Raw genomic sequence first — 24,126 nt, 5'->3', positions numbered from 1 at the left:
GGTTCTGGCGGGGTATGTGGGCTTCTCAGGGGTTCGCCTGGGCCTCTTGCTTTGGCAGCGTTTCGCAGGGGCTTAGGGCAGGGGTCAGAATCAACTCGCCCTGAACCGCGTCGCCATGTCCGCCGACCCTCTCACTCCCGCTGTGAGTGACCGGATTTGCAAGCACATGAATGACGATCACGCCGAGGCGGTGCTGGCCTACGCCCGTCATTACGGCGGTGTTGAGGCCCCTGTCTCGGCCAGGATGCTGGCTGTTCGTCCAGAAGTGATGGAGCTTGAGGTGGATGGGGCCAGTGTTGAGGTGTGCTTTGACCACACCCTGACCGACAGTGAAGACGCCCATCGCACCCTTGTTGCCATGTTGCGGGCCATGCCCAAGGCCTGAGTCGCTTGCTTGAACAGCCCTGAGGACGGGGGGCTGTGATCTAAGATGCACGGGTCGCGAAAGCGACGGGCCGGGATAGCTCAGTTGGTAGAGCAGGCGATTGAAAATCGCCGTGTCCCCAGTTCAAATCTGGGTCCTGGCATTCATCAAACCAATAGTTGACCGCGTAAGTCGGACATCTTTATGCCAATCAGCATTCCCGATAAGCCTGGCGAGCTTTTTGATAATGCCGATAGCTTCGGTATGGTTTTTGATGCTGCGTTCAAGCGGCAGGCCGATGCCGGAGGCCAGGAAAATCTGAGCCTGCAAGAGAAAAAAGATTTAGCGATCCAGGCCTGCTCCGATCATCCTTTTTTCCTGAGTAACCCCCAATTGGCATCCCAAGTGGCTGACTTCAGGCTGCGTTTATTCGGCCTCTAGTGCATTCTGATTAGACCTTCTGCTCGCACTGTTTAAGCGGCAAATTCATCCATAAAGGGCTGCTCAACCTCATCTGGGAATGGATTCTCTTCAAGGAATTCTTCCTCATTCTGAATCTCTTCGACTACCTCGGGACTCACAGCGTGCGCCGAGGTTGGGTTGGTGAGCAGGTCTTCAAGCCGGGCAATGCGCCGTTCGGTGCACTCAAGCGTTGCGGCGGTCTCTAGGTGCAGCCCTTCCGTCGGTTGGATCTCGGCCAGTTGATTGGCTTTTGCTTCGACGGCCCCGAGCCGTTGTTCAAGCTCAAGCAGTCGGAAAGTCAGCGATTCGCCAATGATGCTCAGTGCTTCCAGGCTTTGGCTCAGCGATGCGAGGACGTCTGGCTGTGAGCGGGCCTCAGGGTTGGCTGACGATCCTGCCGACATGTGAGGAGATCTGGAATTGGCTGGATGGTATCGGCTTTAGGGCAAGACGCAACCGTCTGGACTGCAAGTAGAAGGCGGTGCGCTTGCATTGTGACGACGTTGGATTTGGTTAATCCAAGAGAGTGTTATCCTGATTTTATTGATTTAAGTCAAGTGGCAGATCTTGCTGGTGAGCTAACGCAAATGCTGTCGGGCAGCTTTAGCAATCAAGCGCAGGCATTTGAAAACCCACCGCTGTATGGAAATATTCTCGTTCGTATTCGCCCAATTCCTCATCTTCAGGCCCATAGCCTCTTGCTAGAGCAGGCTTATGCGATTGCACCGAATGAACCTTATCGGGTCAGAGTGCTGCGGCCGGGGTATCTCGAAGATGGGACCCTTTCCATTTTGAATTTCGCGATCGAGTCTCCTGAGCGTTTTTACGGTGCTGTTGAGCAGCCAGCAAGGCTCGCCGAGCTTGTCGAGACTGATTTAAGGCTGCTTTCCGGTTGCACCTATTGGGTGGATAAGACCAGTGAAGGATTCATTGGAAAGGTTGAACCTGGCTGTCATTGCAAGGTATTTCGCAAAGGCCGTGATTCCTATCTGTTAAGCGAGTTTGAGTTGACCCCTCAAACGATGCAAACCATTGACCGTGGCTACGATCCTGACACCCATGAGCACCTTTGGGGATCAATTGCCGGCCCATTCCGTTTTGAAAAGCTTTGCGACTGGAGTCAAGAAATACCCCCCAGTTGGAATTAAGTTCGCTCTACGGACTCTCGGTTGAGCAATGAAGCGCCTTCTTGATTCCGACATTGACAGGCTTCGTCTGCTGTCCGGTGGAGATCGTGAGCTTCGGTTTGATCGAGACGGAGAAGTCCTACGGATCGATCTTCGAGAAGATTATATTCAGATGTGGCAAGACGAGGCCACTGTAAAAGGGAATGAAGCCAATCTATTTTTGGCTTGTGAGAATTCAGGCGGAAATCTTGAGGCGACAAAATTGACCTGGGTCGTCGGCTCTGCTATTCGTCCTGAGACGGTTCAGACCAAGGAGCAGTTCACAGAGATCCTCTTGAGCCTTGGTGTTTCCAAGAATCTTGCCTCCATGGCCCTCGAGCACTGCCCCGGTTTGATTGGCACGATTGCCTGGGCGCTTTATTTTGAGAGGCACGGATGGTTGACGGCAACTCCAATCTGCAATCTCTGATTCGTCGGGCAAAAGTCTTCAACGTCGACCTTTTCGGGGATCTTCCTGCTGATCTCCTGCAAATCCTTGTAGAGGCGAATCGCTGTAAGCATCAGCTCAGTGATCCTGAGTTGGCTTTGTTTTCGGTTTATTCCAACCTACCTTCTGATCAGTTATTAGCGCTGAAGGGTCTGGTTGATCCTTGTGTTCGTGAGGCCCGTTCAGCTTTGGCGCTGCAGCATCCCGAGTTGTTTGTTGCCGGTGGTGCTTTGGCAACTCCAGAGCGTGCCGAGGCTTGTTGGCGTGATTGCGAGAACTTCTTTCGTGTTGTGATTTACGCCGTTGCCGCAGCCCGTCCTCGCTTCAGTGATCAGCCGTCTATTGATGCCTTGAATGAGCTGTATCAGCTGATGAATGTTCCCACGGATGGTCTCGCTTTTGCTTTGAGCCAGTTGAGCGCGATTTCGAGCGCATCCTTTGAAGCGCTGTATGGCCGATCTCCTGTCTTGGCCTTGCTTCAAGACTCTTTTGATAATTTACATGAACTGCTTTTTGGTGGCTCTGTAAAGAGCTAAGAAGCTTTTTCTGGGAGCGGCCGGGGCCCATTGCACTATGGCCGCAGCGCATTGATGGTTCATGGCTCTGCCTCTCCTGGAAGCTCCTTTTACAACGCAGAACTCCCGGGTCCCCCTGAAGGCTTCCATGCAGGGTGGCAGTGCTCCTTTCGCTCAAGACGAGCGTAAAGCTCTCATTGAAAAGTCGTACAAGCAAATCTTCTTTCATGCCCTGAAGGTTGATCGAGAGCCTTATTTAGAGTCGCAATACCTCAATGGTTCGATTACGACGAAGGACTTTATTCGTGGCTTGCTTCTTTCGGATCGGTTCCTGAGCGACTACTACCAGTGCAACTCCAATTACCGCATGATCGACCAGGTCATCGGTCGTGTCCTAGGCAGGCAGGTTTACTCCAATGAGGAGCGGTTGCGCTGGTCGATTGTGATTGCTGAGCAGGGCTTCCCGGCTTTTGTGGATCAGCTGCTAGATAGCGACGAATACATCTCTAACTTCGGTTTTGATCGGGTTCCGTCCCAGCGCTCCAGGCTGTTGCCGGGTCGAGCCACCGGCGAGCTGCCGATCTATCAGCAATTCCCCCGCTATGGCTCGGATTGGCGCGATGCCATGGCCGAACGTGCTCCGGTTTCTGCTGAAGCTTGGGCGTCGTCCGGTCAGGTTTCAGAGGCTTGGGTCAATGGTCAGCCTCCGGCTTGGGCCCTGAAGGCGTGGCTCGCTGTGGCCGTGGTCGGTGGCGTCGAGATCACCCGTGTGTTGCTGACTGTCGCTTTGGCGGCTCTGCGCCACTCCTAATCTCTGCCAAGTCCTTAACGTTTCGCCCTCACTTCACTGAACCCAGTGCTTGACCTTCTGCAGTGGCAGCCCCCTGAAGACCTGCTGCCAACGGTCGGTTCTGCGGCTCCTCTTGATGCCAGAGGTGCCGATTGGAGTGGACGGGACCTTGCTGGGATTGATCTTCAGGGTGCTGCGCTCTGCAGGGTTGATTTGCGAGGGGCCGATCTGAGCGCCTGTGTGGTGGATGGGGCTGATCTACGCCTGGCGCGTTTCGACGCATTCACGCGCTTCCCTGAAGGCTTTGATTACCGCACCTCGGGAGCTGTCGGTCCTGGGGCCAAGCTGAATGGCGCTTTTCTGAACAGCGCGGATCTGCGCGGGTTGGACCTGCGTGGATGCAATTTGATGGGGGCTTATCTCAGCGGAGCAGACCTCAGTGGTTCGCTGCTGGATGGCGTTCGCTTGGTTGGTGCTGACCTGCGTCACGCTGTTTTACGGGGAGCGTCCTGTGTGGGCGCCAGCTTCTCGGGCTGTCAGTTGGACTTTGCAGATTTCAGGGCTGCCGATCTGACCTCCGCTCGCCTCGAGGGAGCAGAAACGCTTTCCGGTGCTGATTTTTCGGGCTGCTTGGGACTCGAGTCTGAGCGGGCGGCACTGCTGTCCAGGCCTTACAAGGAGTTGGACACCTGGAACCCGCTCACCCGTGAGACGACGCGCACCAGCCTCGGGGGCTAGGACTCCGTTGAGTCACGCAACATTGAGAAACAATTGGTTGAGCTTTATGAAGGCGGGAGCCCCCTGGTTTCCTTTGCCCTGAGGATGAGTCAGCTGATTCCGTCCGCAGCCCATGCCCTTCGGTCCTGCCTCTCTCCTTGGGGTTGAGCGCTTCTCTCAAGAGAGCGAAGCCCCCCTCGAGCTCATTCCTGGCGATGACGACGCCAAGAAAGAGCAGATCATCACGGCTGTTTATAAGCAGGTCCTGGGCAACGCCTACGTGATGGAGAGCGAGCGTCAGCTCGTCCCCGAATCCCAGTTCAAGCTGGGTGAAATCAGCGTGCGCGAATTCGTGCGCAGCATCGCCAAGAGCGAGCTCTACAAGGCGCGCTTCTTCGACGCTTGCCCCCGCTATCGCTACATCGAGTTGGCGTTCCGCCACCTGCTGGGCCGGGCTCCCGTTGATTTCCAGGAAATGAGGAATCACGCCGAGCGCCTGGACGCCAAGGGCTACGAAGCCGATATCGATAGCTTCCTGGACTCCGACGACTACCAGAACACGTTCGGCGAGTGGACCGTTCCCTATCAGCGCGGTTGGAAGACCGAAAGCTGCGGGACGATGCAGGAATTCACCTGGAGCTTCCAGCTGCTTCGCGGCAACAGCAGCAGCAGCCTGAAGGGTGACCTGGCTGGCATTTCCAGCAAGTTGGGCGGTGCCGCTTATCAGAACCGCCCGATGGCGGTTGTTCCTCCTTCTTCTGTGGAGTCCCAGGGCTTCAGCTTCCGTCCTGCGAAGAACCTGGCGGATGCAGCAACCCGTCTTGGCGTCGGTGCTTCCGACCAAGGCAAAACCTTCCGCGTCGAGGTCACGGCCTACAGCGCGAACAACGTTCGTCGCGTGTCCCGTTACACCCGCGGCAACCGTGTCTACTACGTGCCCTTCGACAAGCTCTCCGAGCAGTTCAAGCGCATTCACCGCGAGGGCGGAAAGATCGCAAGCATCACCCCCGTCAGCTGATCTCTAGGCCCTCGCTTCAGGGCGAGGGCTTTCAAAAGCTGGATGACTGAGCAGAGCCAACTGCCCAGTCATCGCAGGGAGCGACACCTGCCTTCTGAACAAGGATCTCCCCATCTCATCTTCCCATGCCTGCCAATCGTTCGAATTCCCTTGGCTTCGGTGCCACCCAGTTGATCGAGGGTCCCGTTTCCTACAGCCGCAACCGCATGCCATCGGCGGATGCGGCGTTGACCAACGGGTCTTTCCGTAACCAGGATCTTTCGCCAGCTCGCGACGAATTTGCTCCTGACGACGAGACGGCACTTGCTGTTGTGATTCGAGCGGCTTATCGCCAGGTCTTCGGTAACGTGCAGCCGATGGAGAGTGAGCGCTGCATCAGTGCTGAGTCCCGTCTGCGCCAAGGCGAAATCTCGGTGCGTGAATTCGTTCGCCAGCTGGCGAAATCCGAGTTCTACCGCGCTCGCTACTTCGAAGCGGTTGGTCCGCACCGCTCCGTGGAGCTGAGCTTCAAGCATCTGCTCGGCCGTGGACCATCAAGCGAAGCCGAAGTCACGGCCCAGGTAGCCCAGATGGCCACTGGGGGGTTCGAGGCGGCGATCGATCATCTGTTGGATTCAGACGAGTATTTCGCAGCCTTTGGCGAAGACACCGTTCCCTATGCCCGCAGCTGGGGTTCGACTCCTGGGATGCCCCAGGCGAGCTTTAACCGCATTGCAGCACTCGAGCAAAACTTTGCCGGTAGTGACACTGCGATCGGAGCCAGCAGCCAACTCCTCGGCAACCTCGCTAAGGGCAACAGGTTGTCGATCAAGGTTCCAGCGCAGGTGTACCGCAGCGCTGGCGGAGCTGGCGGTTTCACTGGAACGAGCAGCGGTCGCACGGCGTTTGCTCCGGTGAAGCGCGCTCTGTCTGACGGTGGAGACAGCGCTCCGATGCGTGGCGATCTGTATGTGGGCTTTGGTCTTGGTCAGCGCGAGCAGGAAGTGTTTGCTCGCACCTCCGGCGACTCCGCCGATCAGATTCAGGCACTGATGCGCTCTGCCTACCGCCAGGTGATGGGTAACCCCCATCTCATGGAGAGCGAGCGCAGCCTGACTGCGGAGAGCAAGTTTGCCGAAGGCCTCTCCAGTACCCGTGAATTTGTTCGGGCCATTGCCCTATCCGCTGAGTACAGCCGTCGCTTCTTTGAAAGCAACGCTCCTTACCGCTTCATCGAGCTCAACTTCAAGCATCTCCTGGGTCGTGCTCCCACCTCTCAAGCTGAGGTGAGCGAACACATTCAGCGTCTGGCCAATGAGGGCTATGAAGCTGAAATCAACAGCTATCTGGACTCTGCCGAGTACCAGGAAGTCTTCGGTGAGGACACGATTCCTTACCAACGGATTGCAACCGAAGCCGGTCGCTCCCAGGTGGCCTTCAACCGCCATCTCTCCCTGTCACAGGGCTATGCAGCGAGTGACACTGTTCAGTCGGCCTCCAGTCTCGTGGCATCCGTGGCCACGAATGGTGTCCCCACCAATTGGAGTAGCACCACCCAGCGCATCAATCGGGTGGCTGCCGCTTCAGGCACCACTGAACCCACTGGCAAGCGCTACCGGATCGTCGTTCAGGCGCAGCCCGCAGGTGGTCGTCAGCGCACTCCGAATGCCAGCTATCTGGTCTCGGGCAAGGACATGACGTCTCAGTTGGGCTACATCCATCGCCGTGGTGGGCGGATTGTCTCGATCACTGAAGTGATGTGATCAACCTCTGATCACCAACGCTTGATTGACCACCACATTCATTCCTTCCATGACTGATACCACTGCTGTAATTCGAGCTGCCTACCGCCAGGTCTTTGGCAATGCTCACTTGATGGATGAGGAGCGTTGCACTTCAGCCGAGAGTCTGTTTGTCAATGGCGATCTGACGGTTCAAGGCCTTGTCACGGCCTTGGCTCAGTCCGACACCTATCGGCGTTTGTTCCTCGAGAAAAACGGTCCCTATCGTTTCGTCGAACTCAACTTCAAGCACCTGCTTGGGCGTGCACCCCATAACCAAGCTGAGGTTAGTGAGCACGTTCAGCGTCTCGCCAATGAGGGTTACGAGGCTGAGATCAACAGCTACACCTTCAGTGATGAATACATCGGGGCTTTTGGCCTCGACCATGTTCCCTCGATGCGTGGAGCATCCACCCAGGTCGGTCAGAGCAACCTGAGCTACACCCGATCTGTCGCGATGGATTCTGGCTTTGCCGGCTTCGATGGCTCGAGGCAATCACGCTTGACCACAAGTCTGGGAACCGCCTCTGCACCTGCTGCTGGGCCCAAGCTTCCTGGACCTGGAAACCGTGATGGCAAGCGCTACACGATCAAATGGACCACAGCCGCTCCGGTGGGTGTGCGTCGCCGCTCCGTGCAGACCAGCACGGCTCCCTACAGCTCCTTGAGCACGGCCATTCAGGGGATTCAGCGACGTGGTGGGCGCATCCTTTCTATTGCGAACACTTAATCCTTGATGCCTTGGGCCGCGGTCCAGCCCTGTTCTGAACGATGATTGAGCCCGGAAGGTTGCCTTCCGGGCTTTTTTATGGCCCACCGGCGTTTCACGGTCCAACTCTGATGCCCTCGAATTCTCAGCGTCATCGTGACCAGCGATCCAGTGTTGAAGCCAAGGCTTCTGGCTCGGGGTCTCAGGCGGCTTCTGCCATGTCGATGATGGTTGAGTCGATGGTTCACATGGTTCAGAGTGCTCGCGACGGTTCTCCCTCCAGCTTTAACGAGCGGATCTAAGTAGCAACTGAATGAATCTGACGTCGTTTGTTGAGCGCAGCGCAGGAACCTGGCGCTCCATGCGAAGTGGTCATTCCCTTGCTTTTCAGCAATTCGAAGAGGTGCTCAGTCAGATCACGATTGAGCAGCTCACATCTCATGATCAACGGGTCCTGGACCTCCTTGAGTCCACCTCCCAGGATCCAGCGTTGATTCAGTCCCCCTTCCGAATGGAGTGGAGTGCCGAGAGCGACTGGGAGCCTGACGACCCTTCAGAGGTCTCGAGTGGCTCTTGTGTTCTCGTTCCTGTTCCTGAGGATCAGACCAGTGGCGCTCTGCTTCGCAGCGTCGGTTATGCCGAGGCAGAGCAGGCCATCTCTCAATACCGTTTTCTCTCTGATGGCACCTTTGTGTTGACCACAAAGTACGGCCAGTCCATTGCGGAAGAGCGGATCTGGTTTGTCTCTGAGCATGTGCGCTGCCGTTCATCAGTCCTTCGTACTTCGGAGGGTTCGGGAGTGCTGCAAACGTCGTTTGCTTCCGAAGTCCGGCGGCTCACGCTCTGATGCACGATTCGCTTCTCTTTGCCCGCACGCTCTGCGGTCACTACAGCAACCGTGCCCAGGCCCAGGCAGATCCCAGCAAGTTCGCCCATATCAATATCTTCTTTTTACCGCTCCCCTGGGATGTGCTTCAGGCACCCGGCTTCTATTCCGAGCAAAGTTATGACCACGATCCCTGGCGGCCCTACCGCCAGGGCGTCCACCGTTTACGGGCAGGTGAGTCTGGAATTCACATTGTGGAGAACTTTGGTATCCGTAATGCCGAACGAGTTGCGGGTGCGCCGCAACACCTTCCACTGCTAAATGAGATCAAGATTGATCTCCTGCAGCCGCGTTGCGGTTGCTCGATGCATTTCACAGGTGACTCCAAGCTTGGATATCAAGGTTCTGTTGAGCCGGGTAAGGGGTGCTTGGTCCCGCGCGATGGCAAGCTCACTTACCTCGTCAGCGAGGTGTTTGTTGATCAGTCGTCGTGGGCGAGTCGAGATCGAGGCTTTGACCCTGATACCGATCAGTTGGTCTGGGGTTCAGAGCATGGATTGCTGAAGTTTGAGCGGTTGGCTTTCCTCGCGGAACATCTTCAAGAAGACTGGCTCGTTGGCCTGAGCGATTAGCCGCCAGGGGGTTGTCTGATGCCGGTTTCTCCATCCGAGAACCAGTTGCGTGTATGGATTCGCTCCCAACACCTGATTTGCTTGGGAACGGACTTCATTTTTGAAACGGTGGATCAGGCTCAACTGGAGCGTTTTGAGCGCTGTCTGGTGGAGATCGGCGGTTCCATACGCACTGTTGAGGCCGTCGGGAATTGGCCGATGGGACCGAATCGTGCTTTCAAAATCCTTCGTGCCACAGCCAGTGTGCCCAGGCCTGGCGGGGAGAAGCTTGTGCAGTACTGGGCTTCCCGCGGTTCAAGCCAGACCCGCTACTCCGAGATCAGTCGCTAAACGACTCGATCCTTGCGGTGACAAATGGGTTCGGATCCTCTGTCCGGGTTGGTTGACGACCGAGCTGCTCCATCGCCATCAGTGCCGCATAGCGGCTTTCCCAAAATGGCGTCTGCTCGGGATCACTCCAACGCTCGAGCTCTTGACGACATCGCTCGGGTAGAACCGTTGCGAGAGTCAAAATGGCTGCCGGTTTTGATTTCATGAACTGCGGACGCAGCGTGTCCGCGGCATCCATCAGCCAGTTTCCGATTTCGCTTAGGGCCGCATCGGGCCAGTTCACCAGTTCTTGAAACAGGTGGATAAAGAAATAGTGGGCTCCATAGTCGTTGTGCGCTTCCTCCTCCCAGCGCTGCTTGATCAACGGCCAGATGGTTTCCGCGGATTGTCCCTTGAGGTTCTGGAGGGCGAGATAGCAACGGCTGAAATCCGTGCCAAAAAATTCCTGCAGAAGGAAGGCATGCTCTGGAGTCTGGTCATACCGATGCACCAACACAAGATCCTCTGGCTCATCCTGCAGGAGTCCATCAAGTGCAGTGGTCAGAGAAAGACCCCTGCACTCTTTGGTCTGTTCTGGCCACAGGGCTTTTAGGGCTCTTAAGCGAAAGGCTGGTGAGACAGGTGCTTTGAGCACACTTGGCAATAGCTCTATGGAACGTGCGTCAATGATGTCCTGGATCGCTGCCTGCCGGTCCATCTGGTTTGGCAGAACGAGGTGGTCCTCAATGGCCTCGAGATGCGCTCGTTCGTCGATCAGTTGTGCCAAGGCTGCTCGTGCGGCACCACGTACCCCTGGTTGGGGATCATCGATCAGTGTTCTGATGCGTTCGGCGGCCTCTTTGATCTTCAGGCCGGCAAGGCTTTGAATAATGACTCGCCTGTTTTGCCTTTCATCCTGAAGCAGGTTGGTGAGGCGTTGATGCAGTGTTTCGTCTTGACAGTTGAGCTGCTGCAGTGCCCAGGCACTGTTTTCAACGAGGTAAATATCGTCGCTATCCAGGCATGTACCAATGACAGGTATGGCCTGCTGTGCATTGAGCTGACCCAGAACTTCAACGGCTTTGCGTTGCGCGAGCTTGATGGATTGGCTCTCACTTGCCTGCTCTAGCAGTGTGATTAAGGCTTCTTCCGATGCATCGCCTGGGAAGTTGATCAGGTGAGAAGCGGCCATGTAGTAATCACTGGCCGCTTCTAGGTCCGCTTCTGCCAGTGTGAGGATGCGGAGAGCCTCCTCGTGCGATAAGCCCAGGTGGATGTTGTTGAAGCGACTCACCGACGCACCCTGCGAAGATCGCAGACGTTTAAAACAGAGTTGACTTTGGTTCCTCAGGGACCCGGACTGCGCTCTCGTTAAGAACTATCTACGGGCTGGCTCCCACTCCGCGGGGTTGGCAACCTGGACCCAGTCAGCTCGAGGCCCTATGGGACCGTCACTTTCCAATGCTTTGACAGTGACTACTGGCATTGGCACCCGTACCGAGCTTCATACCCCGCGGCATGTACGTGTTCCTCTGGGCGCCTTGTCGCAGGCCATGCGCGCCATGCGTCAAAACGGTTCTCCAGTGATCGCTGTCCAGCGCCATGCCCGGGATCTGATCGCGTCAGGCGCGGAGCAGACGCCTGAGCGAACCATGGAACGCACCGCGAAGACGGAGGCCAAGCCCCGGCGCCGCAGCCGCAAAAAGCAGGGTTAGCCCCGCTCTTCGAAGACACCATCAACGGGACGGCCTTGCTTCAGTCCGTCCCAATTAATGGCCTTCAGGAAGGCGTCCCCATCGCTGGTTTCGACGACGTCAACGCCCCAGCTCCCTTGTTGGAGAGGTGAGCCCGGCATCCCCTGGCTGTCTTTGCGTCCACCCAGTGCAAGCAGCTCATGGTCCTCTGCGTGGCCCATGGACTTGCGCATTGCACGCCAAGAGCGTGTTAGCTCCAGAGCAAGGGCGGCGGCGTCAAGCTCCGACTCGATGCGGACAAGCCAATGGGGGTGCTCCAGTGGCTCGGCGACGGCGATGTGTGGGCTGCTCACCTTTAGACCTTCTGCCAGCGCGTCAGCAGTCAGACCTGGCACTGCATCGGAGTGAACCTGCAGGTTGTGTGAGAGAACGAAGCAGGTCATGGCAGCTGGAGTGTGACGAAGACCATAAAGCGTGAATCTGGCGGTCGATAATTCAGGATCGCTTGATCCCCGTGCTCGTGCCCGAGGCCCACTCTCTATCCGTCAACGGGCAGCCCCAGCAGCTCAACGAACAGGAAGCGAGTCAGCTTGCAGAAGAGCTCAAGCAACAACTTCGCAGCGGGAACTTACCCCCGAGTGACACGGACGCCATCGAAAAAATGGTGGCTGGCCTAGGTGATCCGAGGGGCTTGATGCGCCTGACCTTTGCTGAGAGTCTCGGTGTCGTCGGCAAGGCAGCCGTGCCTTCTCTTTGCCGCGCATTGTCAGGCCATGACAGCGTCACGGTTCGACGAGCAGCCGCAAAGACGCTGACCTTGATCGAAGATCCCCGGGCGCTTCCTGTTCTGCTGGAGGCTCTCCGCAGCGACCCCGATCCAGTGGTCCAAGGGTCTGCGGTTGGCGCGATGGCGGCGGTCGGAGCTGAGGCCATTCCTCTGCTGCTGGACGTTTTGATTCATCCAGAGAGCACGGCCATGCAACTGGGGCTCGCCAGTTGGGCGCTTGCATTCGTCGGTGCCCGAGCCCCTGATGCCCTTCGGGACGCCGCCTCATCGGAGCATCCAGAAATTCGCTGTGCGGCGATCGCAGCACTCGGGGATCAGATCCAAAGCCTGGCGGATGACGTCGCTAAAGATCTTGTGGTTCGAGCCCTATCTGACGTCGATGCCGATGTTCGTGCCGAGGCGGCAACGTTGCTTGGCAAGCTCCATGACCCGGTCTGGGCTGCACCTCAGCTGGAGCCATTGCTCCAGGATTCAGTTGGTCAAGTTCGCAAGAACGCTGCGCTTTCCCTGATGAAGCTCAGGGCCACCCGATCGATTGATGTGCTTCAAAGCCGGTTGGACCAGGAGATCCAACCGGATGTGCAGTCCGTTCTGTCTCTTGCGATCAGTCAGCTCAAGAATCAAGAGGCCTGACGAGCCCGGAGGTCCCTGACCCGCATGATGGCTGAGTTGAGGGTTTCTTTGACGTAGCTGTCCAGCTTCTCTTCGTTGAGGAGAGTGTTGAAACCTTGCTCCACAGAGGGATCATCAATCTCCGCAAGGGCATTAATGGCCGCCACTCCCTGAGCGGGGTTCTCCCCGCGGCTCACCTCAAGGAGCAATGACACGGCTTGTTGCCCCACCTGACCGAGGGCCATCACCGATGCCACGGCGACAACGGGTGATTCATCGTTGAGTCCATCCCGTAGGACGGTCATGGCTCCTTCGCTGAAACGAAGTCCCGGATAGTTTGATGCGAGTTGTGCATAGGCTTTCACGCAGCTTGCACGAACCGTCGCCTCTTCCGTGGCCTTAAAGCAATCGGCAATGGGCTGCATTGCTGTCTCGCCAAATGATCCCAATGCCCGTACCGATGCTCTTCTCAGTCCAACATTGGGCTGACTGAGTAACCCAATCAATCGAGGGATGGCTTCGACTTGCCAACGCTCAGCCATGGCCGTAAAGGCTTGGGTTTGGATATAGGGATTCGGATGCTCTAGGTCTGCAAATAACTGGTCTAGTTCTTGGTTGCTCACGGTGATCTTGGGTCCCCCACTTCGTTTCCGGTCACCTTAATCCTCCGCTTCTCTTCTTCGCTTTCTTCACCCTTGAGGTGCAAGAAACCAAAAAAAAGGAGGCCCGAAGGCCTCCTGCACTCATCTGATTCGGTGAAGAGATCAGGAGAGGGCGTTGATGGCGTAGTCGAGGTAAGCCTTGAACTCGTTCAGAGCCTGGGGGCTCATGTCGCGAGGGGAGCAAGCCCGGTCGCGGGTGAAGGTCAGAGCTTCGACGTATGCAGCGGTAGGCAGACGCAGGGTGCGGTACACCTCACGAGCGCCAGCGATGCCCCACTCATCCAGAGGGCCGGTGCCGCCCACAACCAGGCAGTAGTTGATCAGGCGGAGGTAGTGGCCCAGATCGCGGTAGCACTTGTCCACCTTGGTCTGGTTCTCACCAGCCTCACCGGGCTGCTTGAGGTAGGGGTACTTGTTGAAGCAGGCATCGCCAGCTTCCTTGGTGACGGCGTCGAGGCCGGCAGCCAGCTTCTCAGCGGCTTCCAGGCGAGCAGCGGCGCGCTGAATGTTGCCCTGAACGGCCTCGAGGTCGTTCTGGGAAGGGAAGCGACCGGCTGCGTCAGCGGCGGTCACAACGGTGGTTGCAACGGATTTCATCGTTGAGATCCTTAGATGGAGGTTTGCGTAGAAAAGAGAGAGCTAACCCTCGTTGATTCAGCTGAGGGCGCTGATCACGCGATCGAAGTAGGAAGCAGCTTCGGCAACCAGTGCAGAGCAGTCGCCCTGGACGGTTTCCATCTTGCGGAAACGAGTTTCCACGGGGTTGGTGCCGGTGGTGTTGGTCTCGTTGATGTGAGCGGTCGAGGAGGCCTTCATGATGGCCACAGCACGCGCTGCGGACTGAAGGGGCACACCCAGAGCCACATAGGTCTCCTTGAGGCCGTTCAGGCAGCGGTCATCCAGCACGGATGCGTCGCCGGCCAGCAGGGCGTAGGAGATGTAGCGAAGAACGATCTCACCGTCGCGCAGGCAAGCAGCCATGCGGCGGTTGGGATAGCAGTTGCCGCCGGCTTGGATCAGGCCGGTGTTCTCGCAAATCATGCCGGTCACTGCATCGGAGACGATGCAGGAGGCGTTGGAGGTGATTGCGTTAACGGCGTCGAGGCGCTTGTTGCCTTCGGCGATGAAGCCTTTGAGGGCAGCGATGTCGCCACCGCCGATGGCAGCGGTTTTGGCGTCAGCGCTAACGACGGCGCGGGAGAATGCGTCGAGCATGAGAGAGCAGGACTTTTTGGGGGGGCTGAGGCCACCTAAAGCAGCTGACTCAAACGTTCGGCGGACCGTTTGTTTGGTGTCTGCTCCCGACGCGATTTCAGGTGAACTGAATTCTTGGCGGTGGTGACTTTGCTTTGGCCCACTGGGTCAAGGCACGAAGAGAACCTAAGGGCAATCCAGCGGCGGCTTCCCCATTTCGCCTCAGATACGCAAACCTTCTTTATGAACCATCCTCAGCTTCTGCTCATGTCCTGTGCTGCAGCGGGTCTGGCGGTTTTGGGTTGACCAATTGAGGCGTAATTGGTTCGGCTCTTCGGATTTATTTCAGATTTGATCTGTCGGCAACGGCAGGCCAGCCCCCCTCCTAGCTTCTCCGCACACGGCTCCTTTTGTGATGGACGCAACCCCTCAGGACATCCAGGAGTCCATTGAGCAGCTCATCGCCTATCGAGATCGTCTGCGCCAGGACGTCATTGCCATGGGGCAGAAGCTCAAGCTTCCCCAGGCCAAGATTGATCGCACCTTGGCGGACCACCCGGAACTCACCCGCTTAGAGGAGGTCCTTGGGCAGCTTCAAAGCCAGTTGGCCCAACCTCAAGCTTGAGTCGTGGCGGTTCCCTTTGTCGTCCCGATGTCCATGCGGGACTTCTTCTTGGCTAGCCGTGGCGAGTGGATGACCCGCCGCGCTGTCCATCATTTGGATCATCAGGACGACGAGTTCGCTGACTCCAACCTGATCATTGAGCCGTTTGATCAGCAGGACCCAGTGACTGCCAAGGTTTGCGAAAGTCTTGATTTTGACCTTGTTGCTGCAGCTGGTGGTGCTCGGTTTTGGTGGGAAAGCAACCTGAAAGAGAGCAGTCGTTCCGAGGATTACGCCGCAGTCCTTGTCGATGCTCCGAACCCTTCGGATCCCACCCGTGGCTTTTTGCTCAGGGACAAGGGATATGTGGAGAAGAAGCCGGTCTTGAGTGAGTACAGCTTTGCGGCGGACGGGCTGCTGACCATCACGACGCGCTACGACACCAACGTTGGTATTGAGCGCTGTTGGTTCGTCACCGATCAGGTACGGATGCGGGTGAGTTCAGTCCAGTTCCTTGATGGGGTCTCCATGACGACGTACTGCACCGAGTTCCGCTGCCCGTCATCCGATGACTTGGCTGCAGCTCGGCAACAGGCCCAGGCGCTCGTGTCGCACTACTCCACTCCAGGAGGGGCGTGATGTTTGATCCTTTTCTGGAGCATTTGCACGCCGGTCTCAAGGAGCGTGGTGCCGAGCCGCTTGAGGTTGAGCCTCAATTCGCCCTGAAGCAGTCGGACAAGCAAAGCAGCACCATCCGCAGTTGGCTCTGGAACGTCCCTGGATTTCGCCGTTGGCGCGTCACACGCCTGGACGCCGGCGACACCTTGCAGGTCCTTAACTCGGTTGCCTACCCGGACTGCAGCCTGGACCACCCGATTCTTGGTGTGGACTTGCTGTGGTTTGGGGCGCGCCAAAAGTTGGTGGCGGTTTTGGATTTTCAGCCGCTTCAGCAGGGAGAGGCCTATCTCCAGCGCCATTACAAGGAGTTGTCAGCTCTGCATGAGCGCTACCCCGACCTCAGTGGCGAGGAGACCATGCGCTCCTTTGACCCCAATCAGTATTTCTCGCCCTGGCTGCTGTTCTGTCGCGGCGGTGCCGAGGAGGCGCAGACCTCACTGCCCCCTGCCTTTGAGGGGTTCATGGGTGCCTACTGGCAGATGCACGATCGTGCCCGCAGCGAAGCCGGGCAGCTCACTGCCGAGGAGGTTGCTGACTTGCAGGTGGCGTACGACCGCTACAGCGCTGAGCGTGATCCCGCCCATGGCCTGTTTTCAAGCCATTTCGGCAAGCCATGGGCCGATGCCTTTTTGAGTGAGTTCCTCTTTCCCGCGCGCCTGTGAATCCGATGTCTGATCCTGCGGCCACACGGGCAAGCAGCCTCGACCCTGTTGCGCTCCCTGATTGGCGGTGGCAGTGGTTTCTGGATGAAGCGATTGCCATGCTGAAACCGCTTAACCCTGATCCGTATCCCATTGATCCTCAGTTCCTCACCCGCGAGGGAGTGACGGGATCCAAGGCCAAGCCTGTTCCTGTGGCCACCGCAACCTGGGCATGCCAGAGCGAGAAATTTCGTCAGGTCCGAGCGGCCTGTGTCTCAGCGGGGATGGCGGCCTCAGTTCTGAACTTCGTCATTAACCCTCGGACGCGCTACGACCTGCCTTTCTTTGGCGCTGATTTGGTCACCCTTCCCAATGGCCATTTGTTGGCACTGGATCTTCAACCGGTCGATCGGGGAGATCGCCAACACACTCAAGCGGTTTGGGAACAACTCCTGCCGATTTTCGAGCGTTGGAAGCAGGCTCTTCCTGACGGAGGCCCGATTCCCGAAGAAGCCCAGCCCTACTTCTCCCCGGGGTTCCTCTGGACACGGATTCCGTTGGGTCCCGAGGGTGATCAGCTGATCGAGACGGTCATTCGTCCCGCGTTCCAGGAGTACCTCCAGCTTTATCTCAGCCTCGAGGCGACGGCGACCCCAGTGTCTGCGGAGCGATCAGAACTGTTGTTGGCAGGCCAAAAGCGCTACACGCGATACCGCGCCGAGAAGGATCCCGCCCGCGGGATGCTCAGCCGTTTCTACGGCTCGGAATGGACCGAGGCCTACATCCACGATGTCCTCTTTGATCTCGAGGCTCAGTCCGTTTAAAGCAAGCCGATGGAATGAAGAGGCCCACGACCGCTGAGCAACTCGAGCAGGAAAGCGGAGAAGCCGAGCATTGCCAAGCGACCGTTCCAGACCTCTGAGCTGTTGTTCCATCCCCAGGCCCACTTGTCCTGGGGGTAGAGCTTGACCTGTGTGGGAAGAGCGGCGGCTTGATCGAGGTTGACTTCTGGTCCTTCTAGGGCGTGTTGGACGAGGTTGGCCAGACCGTTGATAAAGGACGGTGTGGTGTCGAGAGCGGGAACGCGTCGGAAGTTGGTGATGCCGGCTTCCGTTGCGATTTCGCGGTATTCGATATCGATTTCCTCGAGGGTTTCGATGTGCTCGCTGACAAAGCTGATCGGGACGACGACGAGGTCCTTGACGCCGGATTCACCGAGTTCGTTGAGGGCGTCGTCGGTGTAGGGCTTGAGCCATTCCACCGGCCCGACGCGGCTTTGGTAGGCCAGGGTGAAGGGATTGGTGTGGCCGAGATCAGCGGCCAGCTTGTCCATGATCAGCTGGGCGCAGGTTTCGATCTCCTTTTGATAGGGATCACCGGCTTCCTCGACGTAGCTCTTGGGAACGCCGTGGGCGGAGAAGAAGACGTGGGCGTCAGGGGGGTTGGGGCAGGCCTGGATTTCTTTGCCGATGAGTTCGGCCATGGCGCCGATGTAGCCGGGGTCGTTGTAGTAGCTGCGGATGCAGCGGATGGGGAGTTTGGAGAAGGAGGGATCGCCCTGACGCAGGCGTTGCAGTTCGCGGAAGCTGGAGCCGCTGGTGCTGATGGAGAAGTGTGGATAGAGGGGAAGGACGACGACCTCATCGATCCCATCGGCCTTGATGTCGGCGACGGCCGATTCGGTGAAGGGATGCCAGTAGCGCATGGCCACGTAGCTGGTGGCCTCAATGCCGCGTTGGCGGAGGGTGCTCTGGAGTTCGCGTGCCTGCTGCTCGGTGATGCGACGCAGCGGTGAGCCGCCACCGATGGAGCGGTAGGCGGCTTGCGACTTGCCAGCACGCAGGGAGCTGATCAACCAGGCGAGGGGCTTCTGGAGAGCGGGATTGGGTAGCCGGATGATTTCCGGGTCCGCGAAGAGGTTGTAGAGGAAGGGTCCGACGTCCTGAATGCGCTCAGGGCCGCCGAGGTTCAGCAACACCACGCCGACCTTGGCCATGCCCTGGTCCACTCACAAACAATGGAGTTGACCGTAAGAGGCGGGAAGCGGGTCAGGCGGAAAACCGCATGGACCTCAAGAACTTGTCATCCCTTCTGGCTCAAGCCCAGTGGGATGGCCCTGGTTAAACATTATGAACGCCTTCGCGGGTCTGCACTGGGGTGTGGCGACAATCACAGCGACGGGATGCGGTATGCCTCCCGGCAGACCCATCCATAGCGTCTGCAGTCCCCTCCCTCAGACGAAGCCCAAAGGAGTTAACTCATGTTCGACGCCTTCACCAAGGTTGTCGCCCAGGCCGACGCCCGGGGCCAATTCATCGGCGCCGGTGAGCTTGACGCTCTGGCCGCCATGGTTTCCGACAGCAACAAGCGTCTGGATGCCGTCAACCGCATCACCAGCAACGCCTCCACCATCGTGTCGGCCGCTGCTCGCCAGCTGTTCGCTCAGCAGCCCGCTCTGATTGCTCCTGGCGGTAACGCCTACACCTCTCGCCGCATGGCTGCTTGCCTGCGCGACATGGAGATCATCCTTCGCTACGTCACCTACTCGATCTTCACCGGCGATGCTTCCGTGATGGAAGACCGCTGCCTGAACGGTCTGCGTGAGACCTACCTGGCCCTCGGTACCCCCGGTGCTTCCGTCGCCGCTGGCGTGAACCTGATGAAGGAAGCCGCCATCTCCATCGCTAACGACAAGGCTGGCATCACCCAAGGTGATTGCACCGCCCTCATGAGCGAGATCGGCACCTACTTCGACCGTGCTGCTGCCGCTGTTGCCTGATCTGGCACCAGTTCACGTCCACCCCTCTCTTTCTCCGTCATGAAGACGCCTCTCACCGAAGCCGTTGCCGCAGCTGATTCCCAGGGTCGTTTCCTGGGCAACACCGAAATCCAAGGCGCTTTCGGTCGTTTCAACCGCGCTAAGGCTGGTCTCGAAGCTGCCAAGGCTCTGACCGCCAAGGCCGACACCCTGGTGAACGGCGCAGCTCAGGCTGTGTACTCCAAGTTCCCCTACACCACCCAGATGCAGGGTCCCGCCTATGCCGCTACGGCAGAAGGCAAGGCCAAGTGCTCCCGCGACATCGGTTACTACCTCCGCATGGTGACCTACTGCCTCGTGGCAGGTGGCACCGGCCCCATGGATGACTACCTGATCGCTGGTCTCGACGAGATCAACCGGACCTTCGAACTGTCCCCCTCCTGGTACGTCGAAGCTCTCAACTACATCAAGGCCAACCACGGTCTGAGCGGTGAGGCTGCAACCGAAGCCAACAACTACTTCGACTACGCCATCAACGCTCTGATCTGATCAGCGCACGATTGGCTTTCGAGACCCCCCAATTTGGGGGGTCTTTCTTTTTGTCTTGTGTTTCCGAGCGGGTTATGTCGGCTCCCTCCTCCACAACCTTTGAGATGGCTGAACCCATCGACGAAGCGGAGGCTTTGCGGCGGTTGCGGGCGACCGATGACCCCTCCGCTCAGTACTACGCCGCCTGGTGGCTGGGTCGTCATCGCAGTCAGCACCCAGACACGCTCCCGTTACTACTGGCCGCGATGCGTCAACGGCGGGCTCGCCAGCTCGGTGATGGTGTTGAAGAGAATGCCGTCGCCCGCAATGCCACCCGTGCCGTCGGCAAGCTTGGCCCGTCCGCGCGTGAGGCGATTCCGACCCTCCTTGAACTGCTCGACGACCCTGATTACGGCTTGAGGGAAGCTGCGGCTCGCTCCCTGGGTGAACTCAAGGCCAAAGCGGCATTGCCTGCTCTGCTGGCGCGATTGCAATCAGGTCCTGAAGTCGCTGGGGCCTGCTCGTTGGATTCGGCCAATCTGGTCGAACCTTGCGAAGCCCTGTTGGAGGCCATTGGTGACCTTGGAATCTCAGGTGATGGGGTCCTTGAGGTTCTGGAGTCGTTTTTGACCCATGAGCGTCCTGTCGTTCAAAGTTCGGCTTGTAGATCACTGCTTCAACTCACCAAAGATTCCCGCTGGGGTGAGCGACTGAAGACGCTGTTGTTGCATCCGCAGTTGCAGGTCAGACGTGCTGCTTTGATGGACCTCGGAGCGGCTGGTTGGCGACCCGCGACCCAAGCGATTGCCGAGACGCTGGCTGAAAACAGCCTCAAACTCATTGCTTTGAAGGGTTTGGTTGAGTCTGTGCCCAGTGACAGCTTCGATGAGGAAATTTTTGACGTGATGGATGGGTTGCTTTAGATGCTGTCTGACCCCATTCAATCCAGAACGACTGTCGATCAATTGATTGCCAAGGTGCAATCGGCTGATTCTGCTGATGCACTTTTAAGCGCCGTTGAGTGCTTGGCCGAAGCAAAGGATCCCGCAGCAACATCCTGTTTGCTGGAGATCTTGGGCTTCAACAATCCAGGGGCAGCCGTTGCAGCGGTCGATGGTCTCATCGCCATCGGAGAACCTGCTGTTCAGCCGATTCTTGCGTCGCTCAGGACCAATAACTATGGGGCTCGGGCATGGTCTGTCCGCGCCCTTGCCGGAATTGGCGATCCTCGCGGGATTGAGGTGCTCGAGCGAGCCTTGGCTACGGATATTGGGCCTTCAGTCCGGCGTGCAGCAGCCTCCGGTCTGGGACGGCTCGATCTCAGGCCTCTGTCTGACGATCAGGCGTCAGAGCTGGCTGAGAGAAGTCTGCAGGCGCTGCTCGCTGCCTGTGGAGACGGAGAGTGGATCGTGCGCTACGCGGTCGTTGTTGGTCTAGAAGGCTTAGCTCTTCATCAAGCCAAGCGCTTCTCGGACCTCAGCCTTGATGCCCTCAGGCGTGCGCTGACTGGCCTGGCAGCAGGATCTGATCCACTTTCGCCTGTTGTGGTTCAGAGGCGTTCCGCCTTGGCACTGCATCGCATTGACCACTCTGGAGACCCCCATGGCTGAACAACGTCTGCTCTTTGTTTGCCTCGGCAATATCTGCCGCTCTCCAGCGGCTGAGGGGGTCTTTCTGCACCAGATCGCCCAGGCGGGCCTGGAGGAGCGCTTTGTGGTCGACAGTGCCGGTACCGGTGGTTGGCATGTGGGCAACCCGGCGGACCGTCGGATGCGCGCCGCCGCCGAGCGCCGCGGCATCAACCTCCCCAGCCGCGCCCGTCAGATCGAGCTAGCGGATTTCAGCAGTTTCGATCGCATCCTCACCATGGATGACGACAACCTGCGGGCTGTTCGGTCGTTGGCTGGTGAGCTGGGCTCCCGACCTGGCCTTGCCGTGGTGGAACCGATGACCAGTCATTGCCGCCGCTTCAGCGACAAGGAAGTCCCGGACCCCTATTACGGGGGTGAACAGGGTTTTGAGCACGTCCTCGATTTGCTCGAGGATGCCTGCTCAGGTCTGCTAGAGACCCTGATGCGCCCCTAACTGGGGTCAGGCCAGGCGTCGTGGGGGACGCGCTCGCGGAAGAGATCCACCAGCCGTTGAATCACCGCCTCGATGGCCATGCCATCGGTGATCAGCTCTATCGCATCCTCCGCCTGGGTCAGGGGGGCCACGGCACGGGTGGAGTCCAGGTGGTCGCGCTCAGCAATCTGAGCCTCGAGATCAGCCCGCTCGGGCACCTCAAAGCCCCGTTGCTCCAGATCAAGAGCCCTGCGGCGGGCCCGCTCGGTCACGGTGGCGGTCAGAAACACCTTGAGTTCCGCGCCTGGGAAGACGGCTGTGCCGATGTCGCGCCCTTCCGCCACCAGCCCCCCGCGAGCTCCCATCGCCTGTTGCTGCTGGGTCAGGGCCTCGCGAACACAACCATGGGCCGCGACCACGGAGACCTGGGCCGTGACCTCGGGTGAGCGAATGGCTTCGGTGACATCCACCCCATTGACGCGGACCCGTTGGCCGTTGCCGGTGCTGCTGAGCTGGAGGTCGAGGTTCGCCAGCAGGGGAGCCACCTGTTCGGCTTTGGTGGGGTCGACGCCGCGGTCTTGCACCAACCAGGTCACGGCGCGATACATCGCCCCGGTGTCCAGGTAGATCAGACCAAGCCGTTCGGCAAAGGCGCGGGTCACCGTGCTTTTGCCGGCTCCGGCAGGGCCATCGATGGCAACGATTGGGGCTCGGCTCATGAGGAAGACGTGGTCAATCAGTCGGCTGGGGCCGCAGTGGGCAGCCACTGCCAGCAAGGTGAGTCCGTCTAGACGGGATTGGGCCTGGAGGCACAGAGGCTTCACGGCCTCCACATAGTCCACCACCATGCCCGCACCCTCCAGGGCCTGATGAACCTCGGCTTGCACCGCCGCCAGGGCCAGGCCTGGCTCCTGCAAGCAGCGCGTTGCCGCCCGACGCAGCGCTTGCGGGAGCACGGCAGCTTGACGGCGCTCGTCGCTGGAGAGGTAGCGATTGCGGGAGCTCATGGCCAATCCATCGGCCTCCCGCAGGGTGGGGCAGCCCCAGACCTGGACCGGGAGGCCCAAGTCCCTGACGACCCGTTTGAGGATGACCAGCTGCTGCCAGTCCTTCTCCCCGAGCAGTAGGACCTGGGGGCGGATCAGGGACAAGAGCCGAACGACGACCGTGGCCACTCCGTCGAAATGTCCCGGTCGGTGCCGGCCGCAGAGTCCCGCCTGTAGAGATTTGGGCGGTTGAACCCGGGTCAGCTGGCTTTCGCCCTGGGGGTAGATCTCTTCAACGCTGGGAGCGAAGAGGGCATCAGCTCCAGACTCCTGGGCGAGCTTCAGGTCAGCATCCAGGCAGCGCGGGTAGCGCGCGAAGTCTTCGTTGGGCCCAAATTGCAGCGGGTTCACAAACACGCTGGTGAGGACCAGGGGCCTGGCTTCTCCAGGGCCCTGTCTGCCGGCTCTCTGGATCAGGCTGCCGTGGCCGGCATGCAAGGCGCCCATGGTGGGAACGCAGCGCAAGGGCCGATCCCCAGAGATGCCGCGCCAGGCTTCAAGCTCGGCGCGCGTTTGCAGCAGCTGCACAGCGAGGGGGCGAACCCTACTGAGCTTGCAGCACCTCGAGCTTCACCTGGGCGATTCCACTGGAGACCAGGCCGAGCTGGCTTGCGGCACCGTGGGCCAGGTCAATGACGCGGCGGCCGTGGAAGGGGCCCCGGTCGTTGATGCGAACAATGGCGCTGCGGCCGTTCCAGAGGTTGGTCACGCGGACCTTGGTGCCGAACGGCAAGGTTCGGTGTGCGGCGGTCAGGGTGCCGGGTCGGAAGACCTCGCCGTTGGCGGTGCGGTTGCCGTAGAAACCGGGGCCATACCAACTGGCTTCTCCGGTGCTGACGGCACGGACGCGGGGCGCGGATGGAGCCGCGATGGGAAGAGCTGGAGCAGCAGGCTTTTTCAGTGCTTCCGACTCGCTCCCGGGTGTTTCAAGGCTGCGCAGGGCAACGGCCTTGGCCGCGGGGATCTCGGGGATTGCTGGACTCTTGATGGCCAGAACCGGATTGGCATTGCTGCTCCCAGAGAGCAGGAGCGCGAATCCGCCGAGGAGAGAAAGACGACGCATAACAACCGGAACACCTAGTCGCGGGAGGGCGACTGGCTGTGCTTCAACTCGTTGGCAGTGGCGACAGAAACGCGCAGTT

General features: G+C 58.8%; 33 protein-coding genes and 1 tRNA gene. 25 read left to right on the top strand and 9 right to left on the bottom strand.

Features of this window, described 5'->3' with window-relative positions:
• Nucleotides 1–115 precede the first annotated feature (115 nt).
• The 3 genes from ACLM42_RS09985 to ACLM42_RS09975 all read left to right on the top strand — a co-directional run bounded on the left by ACLM42_RS09985 (nt 116) and on the right by ACLM42_RS09975 (nt 805).
• Nucleotides 116–385 (top strand): DUF2470 domain-containing protein, encoded by a 270-nt coding sequence (locus tag ACLM42_RS09985; RefSeq protein ID WP_247911899.1) that lies wholly within the window; start codon nt 116–118, stop codon nt 383–385.
• A gap of 69 nt (nt 386–454) precedes the next feature.
• A tRNA-Phe gene (locus ACLM42_RS09980) sits at nt 455–527 on the top strand.
• Nucleotides 528–568: 41 nt separating this feature from the next.
• Nucleotides 569–805 carry a hypothetical protein gene (locus tag ACLM42_RS09975; protein ID WP_247911898.1) on the top strand — a complete coding sequence of 79 codons (237 nt, stop codon included), beginning with the start codon at nt 569–571 and terminating at the stop codon, nt 803–805.
• A 32-nt stretch (nt 806–837) separates the two neighbouring features.
• Here the strand turns inward: ACLM42_RS09975 and ACLM42_RS09970 are convergent, their stop codons facing one another.
• The gene (locus tag ACLM42_RS09970) at nt 838–1,230 is read right to left on the bottom strand and encodes a hypothetical protein (RefSeq protein WP_247911897.1); all 393 of its coding nucleotides are present in this window, start codon (nt 1,228–1,230) and stop codon (nt 838–840) included.
• Between the two features lie 90 nt (nt 1,231–1,320).
• On the opposite strand from ACLM42_RS09970, the gene ACLM42_RS09965 reads away from it, so the two are divergent.
• The 11 genes from ACLM42_RS09965 to ACLM42_RS09915 all read left to right on the top strand — a co-directional run bounded on the left by ACLM42_RS09965 (nt 1,321) and on the right by ACLM42_RS09915 (nt 9,737).
• On the top strand, nt 1,321–1,974 hold the full coding sequence (locus tag ACLM42_RS09965; RefSeq protein ID WP_415398960.1) for a chromophore lyase CpcT/CpeT: 654 nt from the start codon (nt 1,321–1,323) through the stop codon (nt 1,972–1,974).
• Nucleotides 1,975–2,002: 28 nt separating this feature from the next.
• Complete coding sequence (locus ACLM42_RS09960; protein WP_415398959.1) at nt 2,003–2,422, top strand: hypothetical protein; 420 nt, start codon at nt 2,003–2,005, stop codon at nt 2,420–2,422.
• Nucleotides 2,389–2,976 (top strand): hypothetical protein, encoded by a 588-nt coding sequence (locus tag ACLM42_RS09955; RefSeq protein ID WP_415398958.1) that lies wholly within the window; start codon nt 2,389–2,391, stop codon nt 2,974–2,976. Before ACLM42_RS09960 ends, ACLM42_RS09955 begins: the two co-directional genes overlap by 34 nt.
• A 61-nt stretch (nt 2,977–3,037) precedes the next feature.
• Nucleotides 3,038–3,766 carry a phycobilisome rod-core linker polypeptide gene (locus tag ACLM42_RS09950; RefSeq protein ID WP_247911893.1) on the top strand — a complete coding sequence of 243 codons (729 nt, stop codon included), beginning with the start codon at nt 3,038–3,040 and terminating at the stop codon, nt 3,764–3,766.
• Nucleotides 3,767–3,811: 45 nt separating this feature from the next.
• Nucleotides 3,812–4,483 (top strand): pentapeptide repeat-containing protein, encoded by a 672-nt coding sequence (locus tag ACLM42_RS09945; RefSeq protein WP_247911892.1) that lies wholly within the window; start codon nt 3,812–3,814, stop codon nt 4,481–4,483.
• 112 nt (nt 4,484–4,595) lie between these two features.
• Entirely contained in the window at nt 4,596–5,480 is an 885-nt protein-coding gene (locus ACLM42_RS09940; protein ID WP_247911891.1) for a phycobilisome linker polypeptide, read from the top strand.
• A 125-nt stretch (nt 5,481–5,605) separates the two neighbouring features.
• Nucleotides 5,606–7,222 carry a phycobilisome rod-core linker polypeptide gene (locus tag ACLM42_RS09935; protein WP_247911890.1) on the top strand — a complete coding sequence of 539 codons (1,617 nt, stop codon included), beginning with the start codon at nt 5,606–5,608 and terminating at the stop codon, nt 7,220–7,222.
• Between the two features lie 49 nt (nt 7,223–7,271).
• The gene (locus tag ACLM42_RS09930; RefSeq protein WP_247911889.1) at nt 7,272–7,970 is read left to right on the top strand and encodes a phycobilisome rod-core linker polypeptide; all 699 of its coding nucleotides are present in this window, start codon (nt 7,272–7,274) and stop codon (nt 7,968–7,970) included.
• A 292-nt stretch (nt 7,971–8,262) separates the two neighbouring features.
• Entirely contained in the window at nt 8,263–8,796 is a 534-nt protein-coding gene (locus ACLM42_RS09925; RefSeq protein ID WP_415398957.1) for a phycobiliprotein lyase, read from the top strand.
• Nucleotides 8,796–9,407: a chromophore lyase CpcT/CpeT gene (locus tag ACLM42_RS09920; RefSeq protein WP_415398956.1), complete on the top strand. Its 612-nt coding sequence runs from the start codon at nt 8,796–8,798 to the stop codon at nt 9,405–9,407. Before ACLM42_RS09925 ends, ACLM42_RS09920 begins: the two co-directional genes overlap by 1 nt.
• An 18-nt stretch (nt 9,408–9,425) precedes the next feature.
• Nucleotides 9,426–9,737, top strand: a complete 312-nt coding sequence (locus tag ACLM42_RS09915; protein ID WP_247911886.1) for a CpeR family transcriptional regulator — start codon at nt 9,426–9,428, stop codon at nt 9,735–9,737.
• Here ACLM42_RS09915 and ACLM42_RS09910 read toward each other — a convergent pair.
• Entirely contained in the window at nt 9,727–11,010 is a 1,284-nt protein-coding gene (locus tag ACLM42_RS09910; protein ID WP_415398955.1) for a HEAT repeat domain-containing protein, read from the bottom strand. The genes ACLM42_RS09915 and ACLM42_RS09910 overlap by 11 nt on opposite strands.
• 178 nt (nt 11,011–11,188) lie before the next feature.
• Here ACLM42_RS09910 and ACLM42_RS09905 point away from each other — a divergent pair, with 178 nt between their 5' ends.
• Entirely contained in the window at nt 11,189–11,431 is a 243-nt protein-coding gene (locus tag ACLM42_RS09905; RefSeq protein ID WP_415398954.1) for a hypothetical protein, read from the top strand.
• Here the strand turns inward: ACLM42_RS09905 and ACLM42_RS09900 are convergent.
• Nucleotides 11,428–11,853: a DUF2656 family protein gene (locus ACLM42_RS09900; RefSeq protein ID WP_247911883.1), complete on the bottom strand. Its 426-nt coding sequence runs from the start codon at nt 11,851–11,853 to the stop codon at nt 11,428–11,430. The genes ACLM42_RS09905 and ACLM42_RS09900 overlap by 4 nt on opposite strands.
• 77 nt (nt 11,854–11,930) lie before the next feature.
• On the opposite strand from ACLM42_RS09900, the gene ACLM42_RS09895 reads away from it, so the two are divergent.
• Entirely contained in the window at nt 11,931–12,830 is a 900-nt protein-coding gene (locus ACLM42_RS09895; RefSeq protein ID WP_247911882.1) for a HEAT repeat domain-containing protein, read from the top strand.
• On the opposite strand, the gene ACLM42_RS09890 is transcribed toward ACLM42_RS09895, so the two are convergent.
• The 3 genes from ACLM42_RS09890 to cpeB form a co-directional block, all read right to left on the bottom strand.
• Nucleotides 12,818–13,432 carry a HEAT repeat domain-containing protein gene (locus ACLM42_RS09890; protein ID WP_247911881.1) on the bottom strand — a complete coding sequence of 205 codons (615 nt, stop codon included), beginning with the start codon at nt 13,430–13,432 and terminating at the stop codon, nt 12,818–12,820. The two genes, ACLM42_RS09895 and ACLM42_RS09890, sit on opposite strands and share 13 nt — an antisense overlap.
• Before the next feature lie 141 nt (nt 13,433–13,573).
• A complete protein-coding gene (gene cpeA, locus ACLM42_RS09885; protein WP_010314769.1) occupies nt 13,574–14,068 on the bottom strand; it encodes a class 1 C-phycoerythrin subunit alpha in 495 nt (164 codons plus the stop codon).
• Nucleotides 14,069–14,125: 57 nt separating this feature from the next.
• The gene (cpeB, locus tag ACLM42_RS09880; RefSeq protein WP_247911880.1) at nt 14,126–14,686 is read right to left on the bottom strand and encodes a class 1 C-phycoerythrin subunit beta; all 561 of its coding nucleotides are present in this window, start codon (nt 14,684–14,686) and stop codon (nt 14,126–14,128) included.
• A 394-nt stretch (nt 14,687–15,080) separates the two neighbouring features.
• Here cpeB and ACLM42_RS09875 point away from each other — a divergent pair, with 394 nt between their 5' ends.
• Genes ACLM42_RS09875 through ACLM42_RS09860 form a run of 4 tightly spaced genes read left to right on the top strand, consistent with a single transcriptional unit; the run spans nt 15,081 to nt 17,412 of the window.
• Nucleotides 15,081–15,290: a hypothetical protein gene (locus ACLM42_RS09875; protein ID WP_247911879.1), complete on the top strand. Its 210-nt coding sequence runs from the start codon at nt 15,081–15,083 to the stop codon at nt 15,288–15,290.
• Between the two features lie 33 nt (nt 15,291–15,323).
• A complete protein-coding gene (locus ACLM42_RS09870) occupies nt 15,324–15,908 on the top strand; it encodes a phycobiliprotein lyase (RefSeq protein ID WP_415400165.1) in 585 nt (194 codons plus the stop codon).
• On the top strand, nt 15,908–16,609 hold the full coding sequence (locus ACLM42_RS09865; protein ID WP_247911878.1) for a 15,16-dihydrobiliverdin:ferredoxin oxidoreductase: 702 nt from the start codon (nt 15,908–15,910) through the stop codon (nt 16,607–16,609). The genes ACLM42_RS09870 and ACLM42_RS09865 overlap by 1 nt, the downstream gene beginning before the upstream one ends.
• Before the next feature lie 5 nt (nt 16,610–16,614).
• Nucleotides 16,615–17,412: a phycoerythrobilin:ferredoxin oxidoreductase gene (locus tag ACLM42_RS09860; protein WP_247911877.1), complete on the top strand. Its 798-nt coding sequence runs from the start codon at nt 16,615–16,617 to the stop codon at nt 17,410–17,412.
• Here ACLM42_RS09860 and hemH read toward each other — a convergent pair.
• Nucleotides 17,409–18,584, bottom strand: a complete 1,176-nt coding sequence (gene hemH / locus ACLM42_RS09855; RefSeq protein WP_247910766.1) for a ferrochelatase — start codon at nt 18,582–18,584, stop codon at nt 17,409–17,411. The two genes, ACLM42_RS09860 and hemH, sit on opposite strands and share 4 nt — an antisense overlap.
• Before the next feature lie 264 nt (nt 18,585–18,848).
• Between hemH and ACLM42_RS09850 the strand changes: the two genes are divergently transcribed.
• The 5 genes from ACLM42_RS09850 to ACLM42_RS09830 all read left to right on the top strand — a co-directional run bounded on the left by ACLM42_RS09850 (nt 18,849) and on the right by ACLM42_RS09830 (nt 21,959).
• Nucleotides 18,849–19,367, top strand: a complete 519-nt coding sequence (locus ACLM42_RS09850) for a phycocyanin subunit beta (RefSeq protein WP_010314789.1) — start codon at nt 18,849–18,851, stop codon at nt 19,365–19,367.
• 39 nt (nt 19,368–19,406) lie between these two features.
• Nucleotides 19,407–19,895 (top strand): phycocyanin subunit alpha, encoded by a 489-nt coding sequence (gene cpcA, locus ACLM42_RS09845; RefSeq protein WP_010314791.1) that lies wholly within the window; start codon nt 19,407–19,409, stop codon nt 19,893–19,895.
• 104 nt (nt 19,896–19,999) lie between these two features.
• Complete coding sequence (locus ACLM42_RS09840) at nt 20,000–20,797, top strand: HEAT repeat domain-containing protein (protein ID WP_415398953.1); 798 nt, start codon at nt 20,000–20,002, stop codon at nt 20,795–20,797.
• Nucleotides 20,798–21,484: a HEAT repeat domain-containing protein gene (locus ACLM42_RS09835; RefSeq protein ID WP_415398952.1), complete on the top strand. Its 687-nt coding sequence runs from the start codon at nt 20,798–20,800 to the stop codon at nt 21,482–21,484.
• Entirely contained in the window at nt 21,477–21,959 is a 483-nt protein-coding gene (locus ACLM42_RS09830; RefSeq protein WP_247911874.1) for a low molecular weight protein-tyrosine-phosphatase, read from the top strand. The genes ACLM42_RS09835 and ACLM42_RS09830 overlap by 8 nt, the downstream gene beginning before the upstream one ends.
• Here ACLM42_RS09830 and ACLM42_RS09825 read toward each other — a convergent pair.
• A complete protein-coding gene (locus ACLM42_RS09825; RefSeq protein ID WP_415398951.1) occupies nt 21,956–23,512 on the bottom strand; it encodes a bifunctional pantoate--beta-alanine ligase/(d)CMP kinase in 1,557 nt (518 codons plus the stop codon). The two genes, ACLM42_RS09830 and ACLM42_RS09825, sit on opposite strands and share 4 nt — an antisense overlap.
• A 16-nt stretch (nt 23,513–23,528) precedes the next feature.
• Nucleotides 23,529–24,047: a septal ring lytic transglycosylase RlpA family protein gene (locus ACLM42_RS09820; protein ID WP_247911873.1), complete on the bottom strand. Its 519-nt coding sequence runs from the start codon at nt 24,045–24,047 to the stop codon at nt 23,529–23,531.
• Between the last annotated feature and the right edge of the window lie 79 nt (nt 24,048–24,126).

This window comes from Synechococcus sp. W4D4 (assembly GCF_047716805.1).
In the GTDB taxonomy this organism is placed as follows: Bacteria; Cyanobacteriota; Cyanobacteriia; order PCC-6307; family Cyanobiaceae; genus Vulcanococcus.
This window is presented reverse-complemented; position numbering and strand designations above follow the sequence as displayed.